The following is a 16,879-nucleotide window of genomic DNA, read 5'->3' as shown; positions in this document are numbered from 1 at the left end:
GAATTTGGATCAGATCGTTATGAGTCTACGGCCTAGTCAAGCTTTGGCAGCTCAGGACGCTTTTGACTCCCTGCTTATCACACTGGCTTTCATCGTTCTCATTCTAGTCATTCTGCTCGTCGTCTTTATCCCGACCATTGTTGCCTTTCGACGCGAACATCCCGATCGTTGGCTGATCTTTGTCGTTAATCTGGCATTTGGCGGTACGGTCGTTGGCTGGGTGGCTGCTTTGGTTTGGGCGCTGCACTATGCTCATATCAGTGAAGAAGGCAGCAATGGCGGTGAAAGCGGGATTAATCTCTTCATCAACGATCCAGTTGCCGTTCGCGTTGAACCGGACTTTCATCAAAACGTAAGTGTTGGGTTACCGGCGGTAAACGACGGAATGTCGTCAATACAAACACCATCATCGACAACAAAAGCAAAAGCGCAGAACCAAGACGCTATTGCAGCGCTGCATCGCCTGAACACCCTTTTTGAGAGTGGTGCGATTACGGCTGATGAATATACGGCGCTTAGAACACCAATCCTCAATCGATATATTAATGCAACGGAGTGAGCCATGTTCGCCGAACACCGAAGATATGCACCTAAACTATTCAGAGATAAATTAGGAAAAGGCTTTTGCCGCCGCACAAATCAATTTCTGCAAGTGGCATCAGCACTCGTCATTGGGGCGCTCGGTCTTCAAATGCCAGCTAACGCCAATGAGATGGCCTTCTCGGAAGGCCATTGGGTCGGTAGTAAACTAAACAATGTCGAGCGGCCTGGCTGCATGATGGCGATGCAGCTTGATGATGATACCGCATTGGCGATCTTCGCCACTGCTGCGGGTGATTTTGATTTGGCGTTCTCATCAAAGAGCTGGAATATCAATGAGGTTGATGGTGACGTGAAGGCTTATCTTCAACTTGATGGTGAGCCTGTGACATTCACACGGGTTTTTATCCCGATGCCCAGCACGATCATTATCACTGGCAATACGCCCGAAGACAGGCAGAAATTAGAAAAGCTCATACGCAAGGCCGAGGAGATGCAGGTTGAATTCATCCGCCTGAACTATTCAGCCCATACCAGCTTTTTCGACAATCATTTGGCGGTCACAGCTTTGAAGAACTGCGTGCGAGCCGCTGAACGAGAAGCCGAAGGCGCACAGAAATAACCGCAGCCATCGTGGCATTTTTCATCACAGCAACAAAAACCGAGGAAATCAGCATGCGTAAAAGCACGTTTGCGGGAATTATTGGACTGAGCCTATTGGCAAGTAACGCTCTCGCACAATCGGAATCCGAATTCTCTTACGAAGGATGGACTGGCCACAAGCGTACCAATGACCCGGACAACGGTTGCATCATGGGTAAACACGTTACCAAGGATATCTATTTCGTCGTTTATGCTAACGCGAATGAAGGCTTCGGCTTTGGTGTTTCGGTATCGTCATGGGATTTGCAAGTCGGTGAAGAGTGGTCAGGCTCTGTGACATTTGATGATCATGAACCGATTTTGCTGACCGGAACAGTGATCGAGCCGGAGATTGTGCTTTTCCCTGGAGGGGCCGAAGAGGATAGTGTCGCACCTTTGCTCAGTAGCTCACGGCATTTGCGCTTGAGCTATGGCCATAGCAGGTTTGGTCTTTCGTTGAAAGGATCATCTAAAGCGCTGGAACTGCTGGGCGATTGCGCTGAAAACAGACGTAACCAATCCCCACATCAAGTGAGCGAAAAGCAAGCACGGACAAGCCCTTCGCTGACGAGCCTGCCGATTAAGTCCGGTTATTACGCATTGACAGATGGTACGTGCGAGGAAGGTTTCGGACCCAACACCATATATACAGACGGCAAGACCTTAAGCTGGCCATCGTCAGGCTGTCGATTTGAACATATTTCCCAAACTGGCCAATCTACATATGAAGTGAAACAGACCTGCGGTCGAAATTCTGATGATATTGGAACTGAACAGGCAACCTATACGGTAACCAACAAAACTAGCTTTAAAATGAAAAGTGGCACATGGGAGGAGAAGGGAAATTACTGCGAGCCGAGCACGTTGCCCGTGGTTGACCGTGAACGTGTTAGTCCTCCCATTTATGCGCCGAGTAATTTAGGCTTAGAGCCATCATCAAGTTCCATAGTCGAAGACAGTAATGCGATCTATCAAGATCGTTCGGTGGTTCTTCGCGAGCAAGATAATGCGCGAGGCGCGGAGGATGTAGCCAGATCTGATGCTTCCAGCAACGCTCAAGCCGGTATTAAAAGTTCCAGTGGTGTTGAGCCAACCCAATACCGAAACCCAGCAGACTCTGTGCCCAGAGGCAATGCGATTACGTTGAGCTCTGATGACGAAGACGCAGTAAAACAGTTGGTTGGTTTACACCTTCGCGATGAGACTTCTGCCCGTTTTCGTAACTTTGCAGCAGCAGAGTTCCCGGACGGAACTTATACGGTATGTGGCTTTGTGAACTCGAAAAATCAATTTGGGGCTTATGCGGGCTATACGCTCTTTTACAGCAACTACCGTCCTGATACGAAATCCTTCACCTATTTCATGATGGCCAACAACGAGAATATCGCGGCATTATGCAAGCTAAACGGGGTGGTGTTTCAGTGAGTGGAGCAGTCTAAGATATTGATTTACATATCTTATTTATTGAGCTGATTTGACAAATGATGGTTTTTAGGCTTTAATGCCGACATCGTTTGTCAACTCGAGGCCCATCATGGCACACCACCGGCAAGCCCGCACGGTGACTACAACTCAAATACAACAAGCGCTTCAAACAGCAAATACCCTCCGACATCCTGACCGAAACAAAGCTATGTTGCTTTTAAGCTTCAAGGCAGGACTTCGTGCAGGCGAAATCGCTAAATTGGAATGGTCAATGCTGCTTGACGCCAACAATAAACTCGGCACGTCCATCAACCTGCCGAGTCGTATCACAAAAAATGCCCATGCTCGCCGCGTACCGATACATCCTGACTTGAGGAAAGCCTTACAAAAGCTGGCGAGAAATGCTGATTGCGCCGGCCCGGTTATTCTGAGCGAACGAGGAAGCGCCATGTCAGCAAAATCAGTCGTCAACTGGTTCAAGCACATCTATGCGCTTTCAGGCCTTGAAGGATGGCCGCTCCAATCGTCAGCGGGATGACTGGCGTTTCCTTCGCAATTCCTGAACTGAGCGTGCTTGTCAGTCTCACAATCACATCTCTCGCTCTCTACATGGGCGGACATACAGTGAAAGACGTTTGGGGGAAGAAGTGAGCAATCAAATGCCAGATGAAGCCGATCTTCGTTCTCGTCTGAATGCTCTTGAGCATCTGGTTACTTCGCTGATAGCGCGAATAACATCACTGGAAGCATGGCAGCGTCAGTCTGAAATTGCAGACGCTCGAACAGATGAGAAATGGAAAAACGTGGATCGCAGATTTGATGACCTTGCAAACCAGATCAAGAACGTCAGTGGCGTTCTTACCCGGATCATGTGGATTGTCGTGGGGGGTATTCTAGCCGCCGCCGTCACGTTCATCGTCAGCGGCGGTTTGAAGTCCCTTTGATGGCTCAGAACAATCTACAAAATCTTCTCCGGTTCCCCGTTTTCTGAACAAGCTTAAATTGATTGTCCGGTCAACTGCATCCGTCTTTTTGTAATTGTCTCAATGAAAAACTCTACATCTGATTTCTCATAGCCAAGAAGTGCTCCATCAATCCGATGTAGGTCGTTTTCATCGAACAGGTTACGAAAATACGGATCATCGCCTTTTTCAAGCATCAGTACACATAATTTTGCACGCCATTCCTCACCCGGGAGGCAGTAAATCCTCCATTCTACAAATCCATCAAATTTCTGAACAGTGAACTGTTTAATCCGACCGGATTTCACGTAGGGCGCAAAATCTGCGTCCCCAAGCTGCTCCGCGGTAATCCCATTATCCGCTGCAAACTTTGCCAGAGGTTTTTTCCCCTCAAGCATAAGTTTCAGCTCAATCCCTTGATGTGGTCCGATTTTACCGTTGGCTTCCATTACTTCCACTCTATTGATGGCATCCTGAACAAGCGGTATTACTTGCCCCGCCTCCGCCGGCCCCTGAGCCGACAGGTGCTCCGTGACCATTTGGAACAATAACGCCCTGACCAGGGTTCAACCTGCCTCCTTCTGGGAAAAGTTTTCCAAAACAGTCTGGGCAAAGTATATTCCCGTTCCCGTCACCATGAGAGCCTCCGTTGGGAGCCGTACAATTTGTGCATGACGGTTGTGGCGCTCTGGTTCCCTGTGCGTTGGAATTATAGGCGACCAATAAGCTTAGCACAGCGCATAAAAATACAGTTTTCATAGAATTACCCCGTCGAAACATGAGGCAAAAAAACTAGTATTTGGTCAGGTGTCGAGCAAACCTAATAAGTGGGGAAAAATTTATTGGGGTCCGGCCTGGCGTTATCTTGGTCCGCATTGGCTATTTTTATTATTGCCCCGGTGATCTGCTTTTTGTCGCTGTATAAGAAAAGCCCCGGCACGTCTCCCAACGTCACGGGGCTGCGCACGTGGGCATGACCCGGTTTCCTCCACGCGGCGCGACCAAATTTTATCAAAAAATTTTTCGTTGAAAAGGGGTGAATGCAGCACACACGCAACACTGAACTATCTGTGAGTATATGGTGAGTAGAGATTTTGCCGGGAGGATGAAATTGAACTAAGTGCTTGATTTTACTGGTGCCGCTTAGCAGCATCTTATTGAAATAGCACAGAAAATCATCCCGTATCAGTCTCTATCATAGCTGTTGCACGTCAGTCGTGTTCTTGTTACGTTCGGTATCAAGGCTTATCATCCGCTTTCACCTAATCGCACATGTAAAGGTGGACTGTCGGGTGGATTAGAATGGCGCTGTAAGGAGCATCTTTGTGCGTTTAATGAATCGCTTGAGTGCAAGAGCAGTAGCTACGTTGGGGGCTGGCAAGCACAATGACGGTGCGGGCCTTTGGTTGCACAAACGCCCAGACGGAGGCGGGCAGTGGGTTCTTCGTATAACCATTCATGGCAGGCGCAGGGAAATGGGCCTCGGTTCTGCTCTTGAGGTTTCGTTGAAGGAGGCGAGGGAGGCCGCTGAGAAGTCGCGCGCGCTGGTCCGGTCAAACGTCGACCCTATCAAAGAACGGGAGCGCCAGAAGCAAGAAGCGACCCGGAATATGCATTTGCTCAGGGATATAGCTCTGGATGCATTCGAGAGCCGTAAAGCTGAACTGAAAGGTGACGGAGATGCTGGGCGCTGGTTCAGCCCACTCGAAATCCATATCCTGCCACGCCTTGGCAAGGTTCCGGTTGCTGAACTCAATCAGACAGACATTCGCGATACGCTTTTGCCGATATGGCATTCAAAAGCAGAGACAGCTCGTAAAGCAATCACGCGGCTTCAAATTTGCATGAGGCACGCGGCGGCGCTGGGCTTGCAGGTTGATTTGCAGGCGACCGATAAGGCGCGTGCGCTTCTTGGCAAGCAGCGTCATAAAACTCAGAACATCCCAGCTATGCCATGGCAGGAGGTGCCCGCCTTCTACGAAACTTTGGCCGACGACACGGTTACGCACCTTGCTATGCGCTTGCTCATTTTGACGGGTGTCCGCTCTGGTCCGCTTCGTTCAATTCATGAAAGTCAAATCGACGGTAACGTCTGGACCATTCCCGGTGAAGCGATGAAGGGGCGAAAGGATGCGACTGCCGATTTTCGCGTGCCTCTAACAGTTGAAGCAATGAAAGTTATCGAGATTGCTCGCCGCCATGCGCGTGCAGGCTTTCTTTTCCCGAATGTTCGTAGCGGCGTCATCAGTGATATGACCCTTGGCATGTTCATGCGCCGCGCGAAGCTTGACGCGCGTCCGCATGGTTTCCGCTCCAGCTTGCGAGACTGGATAGCCGAGACAACAGATACCCCTTACGACATTGCTGAAACAGTTCTCGGTCACATTGTCGGTGGATCGGTTGAGCGTGCCTATCGGCGCACTGATTTCTTGGAACAGCGGCGCGTTTTGATGGAGCGATGGTCCAAACATTTAACGCGCGGAAGCGCGCAAGTTCTAACAATAACAAGGGCGGTGTAGGTTAATGTCAAAAGGTAATGGTTTAAGTGCTTTTTCAAAATACCCGCTTGTCGAATTTGCGGGGCATAAATTCCGTAGTGTTCCGCGCAAGGATTACAGTTTGTTTCTCGATGTGGGCGCATCAGGTGAGGATTTTATATTATTCCCTGAAACGCCGGACGATGACTATTTAGAGTTTCCCGGCAGCGAACACGCGAAGTTTCAAGAATATGGCCCTTATGTAAGCGCTGGAATTGCCTCGTATGAGGTTCATCGAGGCGGCAAAACTCACTTTACGACAGGTGAAGATTTAGGCGGATTTACCGCGCGAGATGTTTCTTTTTTCAGCGAAATCGATTGGCATGGCGAATGCTTTTATGTTCTCGAAGCTCATAGATGGACGGTAAGCGGCAAAATATCCTCTGAATTGCAGGAAAAGCTGTCACAGCTTGAGGGTGCTGACTTTATCGAAGATGCTCGAGAGCAAGGAGGGGAAAATTGGCAATCGCTTCTCTTAGAAACAGCCGCAAAGCATTTCGCGAAGCCTCTTTCACGGCTTTGGTACGTGGCGAATATGATGGCACTCTATTACGTTCATGAGGATGATATTCGTTTCGGATATTTTTGGTGCGAGTATCAAGTCAAAAAGCGGCATGAGCTTTTTGCATTGAAGCACATGGAGCTCACCAAGAAAAACCGCGAAAACGGTAAAAATGGTGGCCAGGCTGAAAAGAAAGCTGAGCGCTATGAGGTTCTAAATCGGCTAGCTCGGATGAATTACAAGGAAATGGTCCCTGTCTCGGATAGGGAGCGCAGACGCAAGGCAAAACAGCTTGCAGCCAAGTATGATACCGAGAACGGCACCTGCCTGTTTGTGGAAAGACGGAAGCCGTTGAGCGATGGATGGTACGATGAGTGGATTACTCAGTTCCTGATTATCGCGAGAGGAGTTGAATAAACTCAAAGGGATAAGCCAAAGAGAACCAGTGGTTATTTGCGTATTTTCGGAATAACCAACGGTTCTTTACCAGTTTCATGTTCTACCATCGGTTAAGCAGAAATACCGGCCAGAACCGTCGGTTCTATTTTTGTTCTTATCATATGTTCAGCCCGTATCATTCAATTACGAGGCTGACAAATGCAAATCACCGATCCTCTTTTGACTGCTCGTGAAGGTGCTAAAATCCTTCAGGTGAGCATCCCTACTTTTTACCGCCGTATCGCTGACGGCACGCTGCCGAAGCCTATTAAGATGGGCAGCCTTTCCCGCTGGGCGCAGTCGGAAATCAACGCAGCAATTGAAGACGCCAAAGCAAAACGCCACGCCGCATAAAAAACGACCCCGCCAGACAAGGACGGGGCCGAAGGGCTTATTGAACTCTCTCAACGACAATAGCCCCTCCCGTTCTTTGGTGCAATTCCAAAGGATAGGCAGATGACTTCTAAAAATTATCTCTGGGGTTCTCGTATTTATCGCGTGACCAATCGCGGGGCAGAGCCTTTTTCCATTCGCGTGAAAGGCCGTGACCGTTGGGCGCTGGAAAACCTTATCAATGCCGGTGACGCTGGCTGCACACCTATCGATAATCCAGCCCCGCGCTGGTCGGCGTACGTTTTCAAGCTGCGCAGTTTCGGCGTTGATATTGAAACAGTTCATGAGAAGCATGAAGGCTCATTCAGCGGAACCCATGCGCGGTATGTCATTCATTCCAGCGTCTTGCCGTTTAATGGTGAAGGAGCCGCCGCATGACATCGGCCAGAGAGATTACCCGCGCTCTGGGTGGTCACTGGCACGGTCGGTATGGCGTAGCACGCTGTCCGGCTCATGGTGACAAGCGGCCCAGCCTGAGTTTATCGGACGGAACCGACGGCAGGCTGTTGCTGCGCTGTCATTCCGGTTGCGAGTTCACGCACATTCTCGATAGCCTCAAAGGGCTTGGACTGGTTGAGGGCGAGGGCAACTATTCCCCGCCTTCTGCTGCCGATCTGGAGCGCATCAGGCAATCCGAGATTGAGGAAGCCGAACGCAAGGAAGCGCTGGCACTTTCGTGCTGGCGTGATGCTCGTCCTATTCGCGGCACGATAGCGGAAACATATCTCAGGCATCGCGGCATCACCTGCGAGCTTGCAGACTGTCTGCGCTTTCATCCCGATTGCTGGCACCCTTCACGCAATCGCTTTCCGGCAATGGTCGCGCTGGTCGAGGGTGCGTCACGGCTTGCAGTGCATCGCACATATCTGCGCGCTGACGGTCTGAGCAAAGCCCAGATCGAACCAGCAAAGGCGATGCTCGGAACTGTGGCAGGCGGCGCGGTGCGGCTGTCTCAGGGCGATGACAAGCTGATAGCGTGTGAAGGCATAGAAACTGGCCTGTCGCTTCTGTCAGGGCTTGTGCGCGGTTCTGTGTCCGTATGGGCCGCATTATCAACCAGTGGAATGAAATCTCTCTCATTGCCGGATAGTCCGGCATTGCTGACAGTTGCCACGGATGGAGATGCAGCGGGCAGGGAAGCTGGCAATGCATTAGCAACACGCGCCACAGCAGAGGGCCGAAAGGTCAGCCTATTGCCAGCACCTGATGGTCACGACTGGAATGACATTCTGATGATGAAAGGTGCGGCTGCATGAATAGTCACGCCAATCCTGATGATATTTCTTTGGAAGCAGAGGAGTTTCCTTTTAGCCAATCGCAGGCAGAGGCAAAGATTGCTGAACTGTCGAAGCTGTCTGAGCTGGAATATGAGCAGTGCCGTGAAGACGCAGCGAAAGCGCTTTGCCTTCGCGTGTCCAAATTGGACGAGTTTGTCAGCGCAATGCGGCCAAAGTCTCCAGAGGAAGAAAGTAGTAAGCCGTTTGAAGATATGGATCCTTGGGTTGATCCGGTGGACGGCGCTGAGCTTCTGTCTGAGATACAAGCGACGATTCTCCGGTTTTCGGTTCTGCCGGAGCATAGCGCGCCTTTGATGGCTGTCTGGGCGCTGCACGCATGGTCACATGATACGGCTGACATTTCCCCTGTCCTTGCGTTCGTCTCACCTGAAAAGCGATGCGGGAAGACTACAGCCCTGTCAGTCATGAGCGCGCTTGTGCCGAAGGCAATGCACGCGGTGAACATCAGCACATCCGTTCTGTTTCGCGTGGTTGAAAAATATCGGCCCACTGTCCTGATCGATGAGGCCGATACATTCCTTGAAGCGAATGACGAACTGCGCGGCGTTCTGAATGGGGGGCATAACCGGCAAAGCGCCTATGTGTGGCGTTCGGTTGGCGATGACCATGAGCCGCGTCAGTTTCGTGTCTGGGCACCTAAGTGCATTGCTATGATTGGAAAGTTGCCGGACACGCTGGAAGATAGAGCGTTGGTCGTTCACCTCCGCAGAAAACAAGAGGGCGAGAAAGTTGAGCGGTTCCGAGCTGACCGCATCAATGAGTTTCGTCATCTTCGGCAGAAAGCGGCACGGTGGGCTGCTGATCATGAACAGCTATTGCGTGACAGTGATCCATCGGTACCGGACGAATTGAATGACCGCGCGCAGGATAACTCCAGGTCAATTTGTGCCATTGCAGACGTGGCAGGCGGAGACTGGCCGAAAGCTATCCGCGCAGCGCTGGTCGGTTCAGCAATCCAGTCAGATGAGGACTCGGCATCAACCGGCGTGACCCTGCTTCGCGATATTTCCGAAATATTCGAGAGCAGGCGTGCGGACCGGATTGGCAGCACGGAGATGGTTGAGGCTCTTTGTGAATTTGAAGAAAGTCCGTGGGCGGATTGGCGGCGAGGGACACCTATCACGACAAGAGGAGTGGCGAAACTCTTGAAGCCGTTTGGCGTGGTTCCACGTCGTGACATGAATCAACGCTTTTACGGGCGGTCGGACTTCGCAGATGCCTTCAATAGGTATCTCTCCGACAGCCCAAAAACAAGCGTCATAAGTGTCATAAGCGTCATGGATAAAGATAAGTCATTGAAAGATATGGAAAACTACAATGACGCTTTGAAGGGCTATGACGCTTCTAAGCGTCATAAAAAGTATGCGCAGGGGGAGGTTTGATGAGTGCAGTTTCTCTCGTAAAATCCCTGATTAGTGGCGGTGTCATCTTCTCGACAGACGGGGTGACAATCAAATGGGACAATGGTGGCAATAAGATTGACGATGCTGTTGTAGGTGAACTGCGTAAGGGAAAGGCGGAAATCATAACTTTCCTTTCATGCGACCAGCGCAACCCTATTGAGACTGGAAAGCACGAAGATCCGATATTCGCGGGACAATCCAAAGCGAAAAGCGAGCGCAGGCGCGTTATCCCGTTCCCCGGTCGAGAATGGACGCCAGACGCCAAAATCAGGCCGGACGATCCAGAGCGATACTTGGATGCGCTGCGCCTTCACGGCCCAATGTCTTACGGCATGGCAATGCGTGTCCTTCAGTGGGGCGGGACACGCGCAGGGCAGGCCGAAGATGCGCTTTTGAAGCAACGCCGGATCAAATTCAATGAACGCGGCTGGGCTTATGCCGTCGATAACTCGGAGGATACAAATGACCGATCCAGTTAAACGCGCCGCTCTATGGCTGGCAACCACACCAAACGCAGCAAAGCCGCGTCCTGTCATTCCATATCTTCGAGAGCAGTTTGGGCTGTCAGCGGTCGAGGCTGTGCGCGCAATCACTGAAAGCAACCTCATCAGAGCGAGGGCACAATAATGAACGCTATCGAGAAACGTATCCCACCAGCGGCAGGCAAGGGCAGGCCGAAAGGTGCAATGAATAAAACCACGGCTCTATTGAAGGATGCTATTCTGACCGCAGCGGCGGATGCTGGCAATAAGACTGGCGAAGACGGGCTGGTCTCATACCTGACGCAGCAAGCAGAGGAAAATCCGGTCGCGTTTATGGGGCTGCTTGGCAAGGTGCTGCCTTTGCAGATTTCAGGCGATCCAGATCAGCCAGTCAAAACCATTACGCGCATCGAACTTGTGCCGCTTCGTGCGGATTGAAGCGAGGGCACATAAATATTCACACTGCGTCCAATTTGGAAGTTGAACAGTTTCGCAAGATCTACGCGCCGAGCACTGGCGTCGCAACCGAGGGCGAACGCGCAGCAGTCAAGGCTAGAGCCAGCAAGATTGTCGTCTCAAGTTGTAAAGCTGTGGCAGTGTGATTATTAGAGGGTGAATGCTATCTCGGAGTTTGTCCTCAGCGGATAGTTTAATAAGGATGCATCGTGCCCTTGCCTTCTCGAAGAGTGTTAAAACGGACAGCGGCGGTATCGATTATCGCCGCTATTGTTTCCATCTCGATTTCAACTGGCATTCGCTTTGTTTTGGGTGTGCATTCTGACACCATCACCATTGTTGTTCGTTTAGTGCTGCCATTTTTAATCGCTATTCCAATAGCATTGATCTGGTTCAGCAAGCTTGAGCGCCTTGAAACGGCGTATCGGGTATTGATGCGACGAACTAATGAACTTGCACGAACGGCTAGTACAGATCCTTTAACTGGTGTCTTGAACAGACGCAGCTTTATCGAGCAATTTGAACGCGCAATGGAATTAGGTGTGCGGGGGTGGTTTCTTTTAGCGGACATTGATTATCTGAAAATGATTAATGACAACTTCGGCCATCTTGCAGGAGACGAAGCGGTGATTTCTACCGCGAGAGCGTTGGAAACTGTTTTGCCGGATGACAGCCTCATTGCTCGGATCGGCGGTGATGAGTTCTGCGCATTTGTTCCAGGCGTTTCTCAGGACAATATGTTCGCTTTCTCCAAACACATCAGTGATACAGCGGGAACGAATTTCAAAAAGGCCGTCCAGAGGGACAGAGCCGCCTTGTCGGTTTCGATAGGGAATATAGTTTGCAGGCCTATGCAGACGTTCAAGAACGTTATTGGCCAAGCTGACGAAAAACTGTATCGGAAAAAAAGGCTGCGTATTCTTCGAGCCTCATAATTATCCTGACAGGGCAGATTGTCGCACGTCTATGCCTCATCGGAATATGATGGAACATGATAGACGATGATGCAGCCTGATATAACTCAAGCCACTGATAATAAATAGCTTTATTCTGATGTTGCGCATCCTTTCGTGATACACTTGTTGCAACGAAAGGAGACCACCATGCGGTCAGAAGTTGCAATGTCAGGCTATATTCGCATCCGGGTTTTTCAGGAGGAAAAGCATTCCATGAAGAAAATGGCTGAGGAAAGGGGTGTCTCTCTTTCCGGCCTTATCCGTGACGCTGTTTTTGATGCTCCTCGTACTTCGAAGGCAACAAACAGGGAGCGCCGGATATGATTTACACGAAACAAAAGCCCTTTTCCGGTCTTCGGGAGCAGCCAGAGCCGTTTCGGGTGATAGGCTCAGTATCGCCTTCCGCAATGCAGCCGATCCGAGACCCGATGCAGGGCTTTGCGATGATGGCAAATGCGGCGGTGAAAAATACGACACAGGCAAGCAAGATCAAACTTGCTAGCTTATTCGGTCTTGGTCCAAGGGGGCTATACTAATGGCAACTTTTGAAATCCAACTTCCCGACGGTCAGATTTATGATGTCGAGGGCGCGAATGATGAGCAGGGCGCATGGCAGGCGTTGCAAACGCATTTAGGGCAGCAGCAGGCTGCGCCAGAACAGCAAGGTCAGAACGGCTTCCAAAGTGCGCCACTCGCAGACCCGCGGCAGGCAAGGCCTGTATCCAAGCTTTCAGAAATGCGCCAGAGATACCCTCAGTATCAGGATATGAGTGACCAACAGTTTGCGGACGCTTTTCATCAGAAGTTTTATTCCGACATGCCGCAAGCTGATTTTTATTCAAAGGTCGGGCTCGCTGAACAAGGCGGCGACCTGGTCACGCTCAGCATCGGCGGCAAGCGTGTAAAGGTCGATAGCAGTTTCATGCAGCTTTCACCTGAACAGCAGGATGTAACGGTAGATGAAATAGCAGCTTCGATTGGCGTTGGCCCGTCTGGAGCGCCAGCCGCTAAAAATTGGTGGGATGACGCACCATTGGTTCAACAAGGTGGTTCTACAGTTTCGCCTCAAGATGGATGGTCGCTTGATCAGAAAAAGGCCTTTGCACTTGCTTCTGCTAGGCGCAGGCGGGCGCAGCAGGAAGGCGAGGTGCAAGAACCTAATCAGGAATGGACCAGACAGCAGGCGGACAAGATTGAAGCTGCACGCCAGCCGGGAACCTTCTCCGATGCCACAGACAGCATTTTGCGAGGTATTCCGTTTGGTGACGAAATCGTATCTGGCGCTATGGCTCCATTGCGGGCCGGTGTCAGTGCAATTCAGGGCGAAGGTTTTGACATAGGCCGGGAATACAACCGTTCTATGGATTTGGAAGCAGAGCTGCGCCGCCGCCGCGAGGAACGCTCTCCAGTCGCTTCAACGGTAGGCAGTGTTGCCGGTGGCCTCGGTGTCGGCGGGGTAGCTGCGAAAAGTGGCCTGTCGCTTCTCAACGCTGCAAAGCCTACGCTGCTCTCTATGGGCGGTCGAGGCATGGTCGAAGGGGCACTTTGGGGCGCTGCCTATGGTGCTGGTGAGGGCAGCGGGCTGGATGAAAGATGGCGCAATGCTGTCGCAGGTGGAGCGATTGGGGGAGGTATCGGTGGTTTGACTGGCTCACTTGCACGCATCGGTGCTGGCAAGCTTGACACCTCCGCATTGCCAACGGCTGACGATTTGAAAAGCGCAGCATCAGCAGCATACCAGCGGGCTGATGATGCCGGTGTGGTTTATTCCAAACAGGGCATAGAGCGTATTCGTGATGCGCTGGTCAAAGACTTCACGGACTTTGGCTATCATCCTGAATTGCATTCTGGGGCAAAGGTTGCCTGGAATGAGGTAAATCGGCTTGCTGACGGTAATGTAACATTGAAGGGCTTGGACACTGCACGCAAAATCGCTGGCAATGCATTTCAGCCAGGCAACAAGTCGAACAATGCTCTGACGGCGAAAGTTTCGGGCGCGCTTGATGATTTTGTGGCAAGTCCGCAGGCCGATGACATTCTCATGGGTAACGGTGCAGAAGCCGCATCCGCTATCAAGGAAGCGCGCGGACTTTACGGCCAAGCCCGAAAGTTGGAACTGGTCAATTCGCTGTTTGAGAAAGCTGGCTTGCGGGCTGGTTCATCTGGTTCAGGCGCGAACATTGAAAATGCTACCCGTCAGGAGCTTTCAAAAATCCTCAAATCCAAGACGATGAAACGCGGCTTCAACAAAGATGAGCTTGCCGCCATAAAGCAGGCCGTCATGGGTACGAAAACGCAAAATGCGCTGCGTGCGGTCGGTAAGTTTGCGCCGTCTGGTGTTGTCTCTGGCGGCGTAGGAACGTCTACAGGCGCGTTCGTCGGCAATTTGATCGGTGGTCCGGTCGGCAGTGCTGTCGGCGCTGTTGGGCTTCCTGCTGTCGGCTTTGGCGCTAAAATGGCGGCTGATGCAGGCTCAAGGGGAAGCGCACGGCTTGTTGAGGCGCTTATTGCTTCTGGTGGTCGGTTGCCTCAAGCACAGCTTTCAGGGGGCATGAAGGCGCTCATCGATGCGCTGGCGCGTTCAGGCGCGCAGCAGCTTCCCGGCTACACAGGCCGATAGTAGAACACGCAACGTCTAATGACGCGTTGGCTATCGCGTCGGCAGTGGGCTTGATGTAGGGCTTTGCAAAAGGCACGAGAACTATCACGCAAAAAAGAACAAACGCCATCTGAAAGATAAACGGCTTGGCGTTTGCTCCGAAAAAGGGCTGCTTCTCTTTCGGCCTTTGGTCGAGTTCCTTCATAGCTTCCCGCAAATTTCCAACGAACAAAGGCTATATATGCAGGAAAACATTACTGATGTCGCGCTTGAATTGGCGGACTATGCTCGCGCCGCGCGTGAAGCAGGAAAATCGACCAGCGCAGACTTAAATGCGGTCATTGACCGACTGTTTCAGGCTGAAGGCGAGAAACCGGAGGATGCATTGGCTATTCTTGCTTATGCGCAGCTATTTCTTGTGGCACTGGCCACTTTAGATGATCCAGATAGCGATGACGGAGTGCTAAGGGGGGCATTCCGCTGTGTCCATAAGGCCGTTACCATTCTCGAAGGCTCGACCGGTAAGAAGGTGAGTGAGTATATTTGATCTTTACGGACCAGCGCAGACGTGAAGGAAGCGCAGTCAGGCTCTGATAATACAGGGAAAATACAGGGCAGTCACGTCCTGCTATCCATGCAAGCTTTACGAAGCCTTTCGCTCTGCTCTGGCGGCAGTGGTGCCGTCATCATCGAACGATATTTCATGCATTCCGCAGTTTCTTCCGCACCCGCTGGTCGCATATCGGTGCAGCCTGCTAACGGAAAGAAGGCCGCAAGGAAAACTGCCGCTTTTAAATTCATATCAAGTCTTCAGGAAGCTCGACACCGTCCATCAAATGGATGATAATTCGCTCATATTGTTGCGCTTCCTGAGTCAGCCATGTTTCGGCGTTCTTGATAGCATCGCGCACTGGCGACCGCTTGTCGCTGACATAACCCACCTTGTTGCGCGGGGAAGCCGTGCCATCGCTGAACAGCTTTACGATAATGTCTCTGTCTGTCCATTCAGAGTTATCGGTCGTTACATCATATTTCATGACTGCCTCGTGACTACGGTTAGGAAAAAGCGAGTTTGCTAAAGCTCATGACATCTATGGAAACAGGTTCAAGCGAAGTAAGTGAACCATTGTAATTCACCTTATAAGTCATGTCGTATTTGTCCGGCCCTGCCAACCACAGAAAAGCGGGCTGTCTCGCTCGTAAGGCTTTGACCTTGCGATAAGCGTTTAGTTTCGCTCCTTTGAGGCTGTCTTCTGCCACAGGTGGGACAGCGATATATTCTCGCATGTTTGTCGCTAATTGATCGACTTCACGGGCGGTCTTTTTTACTTCGCACAAAACATAGCCGTTCTCGTCAGCAGCATTCCTATAGATTACCGCATCGAACGCCCAATCACCTTTGGATTGCGCTCCTATGAGATTCACTGGCCAACCCAAATCTATATGCATTCTTGCTAAAACAGCCACGGTAATGATTGGCTCGAGCCAAAGCGAGAAGCCCCGAACTTCAACGCTTTTAGGACCTTCCCAGAAAAGCTTCTCCGTGGCGTTTGCTCGGCCAAGCCGATAGCTGCCATTGCCTGCATATTGGATGAAGCCAATATCCCAAGCATGCATGAACAGTTCTATGTCTGTCAGCGAAAGCTTATGTACATCGTTTTTAAAGCCTTGCGGGGTCATTCCCATTGTCGGGTGGGTGCAATATTCTGGTATCAGTGTGGTCTGAAGCAGCTCGCTAAATCGAGCAAACGCATTATCCATGAATAGTCCGCCCTAATTCATCGCCCAGAAATTCATCTCGCGAATAAACAGCGTAGCTTGAAAAATGACAATAGATGAGCAGTGGCAAATCGGATGCCGCGCCCCCTAATTACGGGAAGAATACGGGACAGGCCCCGTTTTATAACGGCGGATAACGGGCTGCTTTTTAGCGGGGAATAGCGGGTGAACGCTTTTTTTGAGTCAGCCTTTGGGCTGGATATGAGCGCTTTTTATCAGTGACCTTGCATACAATATTCCCACCCAATTTTTATGTTTCTCGATTTTGCATAATCGTTGCCGTTCGCTAGATTTTCGATTCAAAAAATCGAAGTAATGGGGAGAGAACTCAGGCTTCATATTTTCAACAATGATTCACATGTGTTCATTTGAACACTGGGGTTATCGGTGAAGCACAGTTTTCAAAGTTGAAATCGACATGTGACGCTGTTTGCATATCGCTCGGCGGGGATTTGTCCAAACTAGGA

At 51.0% G+C, this 16,879-nt stretch carries 23 protein-coding genes; 19 read left to right on the top strand and 4 right to left on the bottom strand.

The features are described 5' to 3' along the window. The 5 genes from CEV31_RS17780 to CEV31_RS17760 form a co-directional block, all read left to right on the top strand. A partial coding sequence (locus tag CEV31_RS17780; protein ID WP_210190948.1) for a superinfection immunity protein occupies positions 1-559 on the top strand: 559 nt, incomplete at its 5' end. Between the two features lie 3 nt (positions 560-562). Further along, positions 563-1,162 (top strand): hypothetical protein, encoded by a 600-nt coding sequence (locus CEV31_RS17775; protein WP_143850982.1) that lies wholly within the window; start codon positions 563-565, stop codon positions 1,160-1,162. A gap of 53 nt (positions 1,163-1,215) precedes the next feature. After that, complete coding sequence (locus tag CEV31_RS17770) at positions 1,216-2,607, top strand: hypothetical protein (RefSeq protein ID WP_143850981.1); 1,392 nt, start codon at positions 1,216-1,218, stop codon at positions 2,605-2,607. A gap of 109 nt (positions 2,608-2,716) precedes the next feature. Continuing rightward, positions 2,717-3,145 (top strand): tyrosine-type recombinase/integrase, encoded by a 429-nt coding sequence (locus CEV31_RS17765; RefSeq protein WP_094509082.1) that lies wholly within the window; start codon positions 2,717-2,719, stop codon positions 3,143-3,145. Between the two features lie 109 nt (positions 3,146-3,254). After that, positions 3,255-3,551, top strand: coding sequence for a hypothetical protein (locus tag CEV31_RS17760; RefSeq protein ID WP_143850980.1), 297 nt, complete (start codon positions 3,255-3,257; stop codon positions 3,549-3,551). A gap of 53 nt (positions 3,552-3,604) precedes the next feature. Here the strand turns inward: CEV31_RS17760 and CEV31_RS17755 are convergent, their stop codons facing one another. Continuing rightward, a complete protein-coding gene (locus CEV31_RS17755; RefSeq protein WP_235818149.1) occupies positions 3,605-4,108 on the bottom strand; it encodes a hypothetical protein in 504 nt (167 codons plus the stop codon). A gap of 786 nt (positions 4,109-4,894) precedes the next feature. On the opposite strand from CEV31_RS17755, the gene CEV31_RS17745 reads away from it, so the two are divergent. The 14 genes from CEV31_RS17745 (at position 4,895) to CEV31_RS17690 (ending at position 15,180) form a co-directional block, all read left to right on the top strand. Further along, positions 4,895-6,088 (top strand): tyrosine-type recombinase/integrase, encoded by a 1,194-nt coding sequence (locus CEV31_RS17745; RefSeq protein ID WP_235818148.1) that lies wholly within the window; start codon positions 4,895-4,897, stop codon positions 6,086-6,088. Positions 6,089-6,092: 4 nt separating this feature from the next. Further along, a complete protein-coding gene (locus CEV31_RS17740; RefSeq protein ID WP_094509056.1) occupies positions 6,093-7,025 on the top strand; it encodes a hypothetical protein in 933 nt (310 codons plus the stop codon). Between the two features lie 180 nt (positions 7,026-7,205). Then, entirely contained in the window at positions 7,206-7,400 is a 195-nt protein-coding gene (locus CEV31_RS17735) for a helix-turn-helix transcriptional regulator (RefSeq protein WP_094509054.1), read from the top strand. Positions 7,401-7,502: 102 nt separating this feature from the next. Beyond that, positions 7,503-7,817 carry a winged helix domain-containing protein gene (locus CEV31_RS17730; RefSeq protein ID WP_094509052.1) on the top strand — a complete coding sequence of 105 codons (315 nt, stop codon included), beginning with the start codon at positions 7,503-7,505 and terminating at the stop codon, positions 7,815-7,817. After that, positions 7,814-8,695 carry a DUF7146 domain-containing protein gene (locus tag CEV31_RS17725; RefSeq protein ID WP_094509050.1) on the top strand — a complete coding sequence of 294 codons (882 nt, stop codon included), beginning with the start codon at positions 7,814-7,816 and terminating at the stop codon, positions 8,693-8,695. Before CEV31_RS17730 ends, CEV31_RS17725 begins: the two co-directional genes overlap by 4 nt. After that, on the top strand, positions 8,692-10,119 hold the full coding sequence (locus CEV31_RS17720) for a DUF3631 domain-containing protein (RefSeq protein WP_094509048.1): 1,428 nt from the start codon (positions 8,692-8,694) through the stop codon (positions 10,117-10,119). The genes CEV31_RS17725 and CEV31_RS17720 overlap by 4 nt, the downstream gene beginning before the upstream one ends. Then, a complete protein-coding gene (locus CEV31_RS21505) occupies positions 10,119-10,619 on the top strand; it encodes a hypothetical protein (protein ID WP_328587693.1) in 501 nt (166 codons plus the stop codon). Before CEV31_RS17720 ends, CEV31_RS21505 begins: the two co-directional genes overlap by 1 nt. Further along, entirely contained in the window at positions 10,603-10,767 is a 165-nt protein-coding gene (locus CEV31_RS21170; protein ID WP_168436402.1) for a hypothetical protein, read from the top strand. Before CEV31_RS21505 ends, CEV31_RS21170 begins: the two co-directional genes overlap by 17 nt. Continuing rightward, on the top strand, positions 10,767-11,060 hold the full coding sequence (locus CEV31_RS17710; RefSeq protein WP_094509046.1) for a hypothetical protein: 294 nt from the start codon (positions 10,767-10,769) through the stop codon (positions 11,058-11,060). Before CEV31_RS21170 ends, CEV31_RS17710 begins: the two co-directional genes overlap by 1 nt. Positions 11,061-11,287: 227 nt before the next feature. Beyond that, on the top strand, positions 11,288-12,013 hold the full coding sequence (locus tag CEV31_RS17705) for a GGDEF domain-containing protein (protein WP_094509044.1): 726 nt from the start codon (positions 11,288-11,290) through the stop codon (positions 12,011-12,013). Positions 12,014-12,181: 168 nt separating this feature from the next. Further along, the gene (locus CEV31_RS21165) at positions 12,182-12,358 is read left to right on the top strand and encodes a plasmid mobilization protein (protein ID WP_169717390.1); all 177 of its coding nucleotides are present in this window, start codon (positions 12,182-12,184) and stop codon (positions 12,356-12,358) included. Further along, entirely contained in the window at positions 12,355-12,570 is a 216-nt protein-coding gene (locus tag CEV31_RS17700) for a hypothetical protein (protein WP_094509042.1), read from the top strand. The genes CEV31_RS21165 and CEV31_RS17700 overlap by 4 nt, the downstream gene beginning before the upstream one ends. Continuing rightward, positions 12,570-14,654: a hypothetical protein gene (locus CEV31_RS17695; RefSeq protein ID WP_094509040.1), complete on the top strand. Its 2,085-nt coding sequence runs from the start codon at positions 12,570-12,572 to the stop codon at positions 14,652-14,654. The genes CEV31_RS17700 and CEV31_RS17695 overlap by 1 nt, the downstream gene beginning before the upstream one ends. 220 nt (positions 14,655-14,874) lie before the next feature. Next, positions 14,875-15,180 carry a hypothetical protein gene (locus CEV31_RS17690; RefSeq protein WP_094509038.1) on the top strand — a complete coding sequence of 102 codons (306 nt, stop codon included), beginning with the start codon at positions 14,875-14,877 and terminating at the stop codon, positions 15,178-15,180. Between the two features lie 71 nt (positions 15,181-15,251). On the opposite strand, the gene CEV31_RS17685 is transcribed toward CEV31_RS17690, so the two are convergent. From CEV31_RS17685 to CEV31_RS17675, 3 genes are read right to left on the bottom strand one after another with little or no spacing between them, the layout of a single operon-like run. Further along, entirely contained in the window at positions 15,252-15,434 is a 183-nt protein-coding gene (locus CEV31_RS17685) for a hypothetical protein (protein WP_094509036.1), read from the bottom strand. Continuing rightward, complete coding sequence (locus tag CEV31_RS17680; RefSeq protein ID WP_094509034.1) at positions 15,431-15,670, bottom strand: hypothetical protein; 240 nt, start codon at positions 15,668-15,670, stop codon at positions 15,431-15,433. The genes CEV31_RS17685 and CEV31_RS17680 overlap by 4 nt, the downstream gene beginning before the upstream one ends. Before the next feature lie 19 nt (positions 15,671-15,689). Beyond that, positions 15,690-16,394 (bottom strand): hypothetical protein, encoded by a 705-nt coding sequence (locus tag CEV31_RS17675; protein ID WP_094509031.1) that lies wholly within the window; start codon positions 16,392-16,394, stop codon positions 15,690-15,692. Between the last annotated feature and the right edge of the window lie 485 nt (positions 16,395-16,879).

The sequence above is a fragment of the Brucella thiophenivorans genome, assembly GCF_002252445.1.
Taxonomy (GTDB): domain Bacteria; phylum Pseudomonadota; class Alphaproteobacteria; order Rhizobiales; family Rhizobiaceae; genus Brucella; species Brucella thiophenivorans.
Note: the sequence above shows the minus strand (reverse complement) of the source record. Positions and strands in the feature narration are given on the sequence as shown.

What these genes read in the sequence shown, in the direction of transcription:
- CEV31_RS17775 (WP_143850982.1), top strand. Translation starts at nt 563, where the DNA reads ATGTTCGCCGAACACCGAAGATATGCACCTAAACTATTCAGAGATAAA.
- CEV31_RS17770 (WP_143850981.1), top strand. Translation starts at nt 1,216, where the DNA reads ATGCGTAAAAGCACGTTTGCGGGAATTATTGGACTGAGCCTATTGGCA.
- CEV31_RS17765 (WP_094509082.1), top strand. Translation starts at nt 2,717, where the DNA reads ATGGCACACCACCGGCAAGCCCGCACGGTGACTACAACTCAAATACAA.
- CEV31_RS17755 (WP_235818149.1), bottom strand. Translation starts at nt 4,108, where the DNA reads ATGGTCACGGAGCACCTGTCGGCTCAGGGGCCGGCGGAGGCGGGGCAA.
- CEV31_RS17740 (WP_094509056.1), top strand. Translation starts at nt 6,093, where the DNA reads ATGTCAAAAGGTAATGGTTTAAGTGCTTTTTCAAAATACCCGCTTGTC.
- CEV31_RS17735 (WP_094509054.1), top strand. Translation starts at nt 7,206, where the DNA reads ATGCAAATCACCGATCCTCTTTTGACTGCTCGTGAAGGTGCTAAAATC.
- CEV31_RS17730 (WP_094509052.1), top strand. Translation starts at nt 7,503, where the DNA reads ATGACTTCTAAAAATTATCTCTGGGGTTCTCGTATTTATCGCGTGACC.
- CEV31_RS17725 (WP_094509050.1), top strand. Translation starts at nt 7,814, where the DNA reads ATGACATCGGCCAGAGAGATTACCCGCGCTCTGGGTGGTCACTGGCAC.
- CEV31_RS17720 (WP_094509048.1), top strand. Translation starts at nt 8,692, where the DNA reads ATGAATAGTCACGCCAATCCTGATGATATTTCTTTGGAAGCAGAGGAG.
- CEV31_RS21505 (WP_328587693.1), top strand. Translation starts at nt 10,119, where the DNA reads ATGAGTGCAGTTTCTCTCGTAAAATCCCTGATTAGTGGCGGTGTCATC.
- CEV31_RS21170 (WP_168436402.1), top strand. Translation starts at nt 10,603, where the DNA reads ATGACCGATCCAGTTAAACGCGCCGCTCTATGGCTGGCAACCACACCA.
- CEV31_RS17710 (WP_094509046.1), top strand. Translation starts at nt 10,767, where the DNA reads ATGAACGCTATCGAGAAACGTATCCCACCAGCGGCAGGCAAGGGCAGG.
- CEV31_RS21165 (WP_169717390.1), top strand. Translation starts at nt 12,182, where the DNA reads ATGCGGTCAGAAGTTGCAATGTCAGGCTATATTCGCATCCGGGTTTTT.
- CEV31_RS17700 (WP_094509042.1), top strand. Translation starts at nt 12,355, where the DNA reads ATGATTTACACGAAACAAAAGCCCTTTTCCGGTCTTCGGGAGCAGCCA.
- CEV31_RS17695 (WP_094509040.1), top strand. Translation starts at nt 12,570, where the DNA reads ATGGCAACTTTTGAAATCCAACTTCCCGACGGTCAGATTTATGATGTC.
- CEV31_RS17690 (WP_094509038.1), top strand. Translation starts at nt 14,875, where the DNA reads ATGCAGGAAAACATTACTGATGTCGCGCTTGAATTGGCGGACTATGCT.
- CEV31_RS17685 (WP_094509036.1), bottom strand. Translation starts at nt 15,434, where the DNA reads ATGAATTTAAAAGCGGCAGTTTTCCTTGCGGCCTTCTTTCCGTTAGCA.
- CEV31_RS17680 (WP_094509034.1), bottom strand. Translation starts at nt 15,670, where the DNA reads ATGAAATATGATGTAACGACCGATAACTCTGAATGGACAGACAGAGAC.
- CEV31_RS17675 (WP_094509031.1), bottom strand. Translation starts at nt 16,394, where the DNA reads ATGGATAATGCGTTTGCTCGATTTAGCGAGCTGCTTCAGACCACACTG.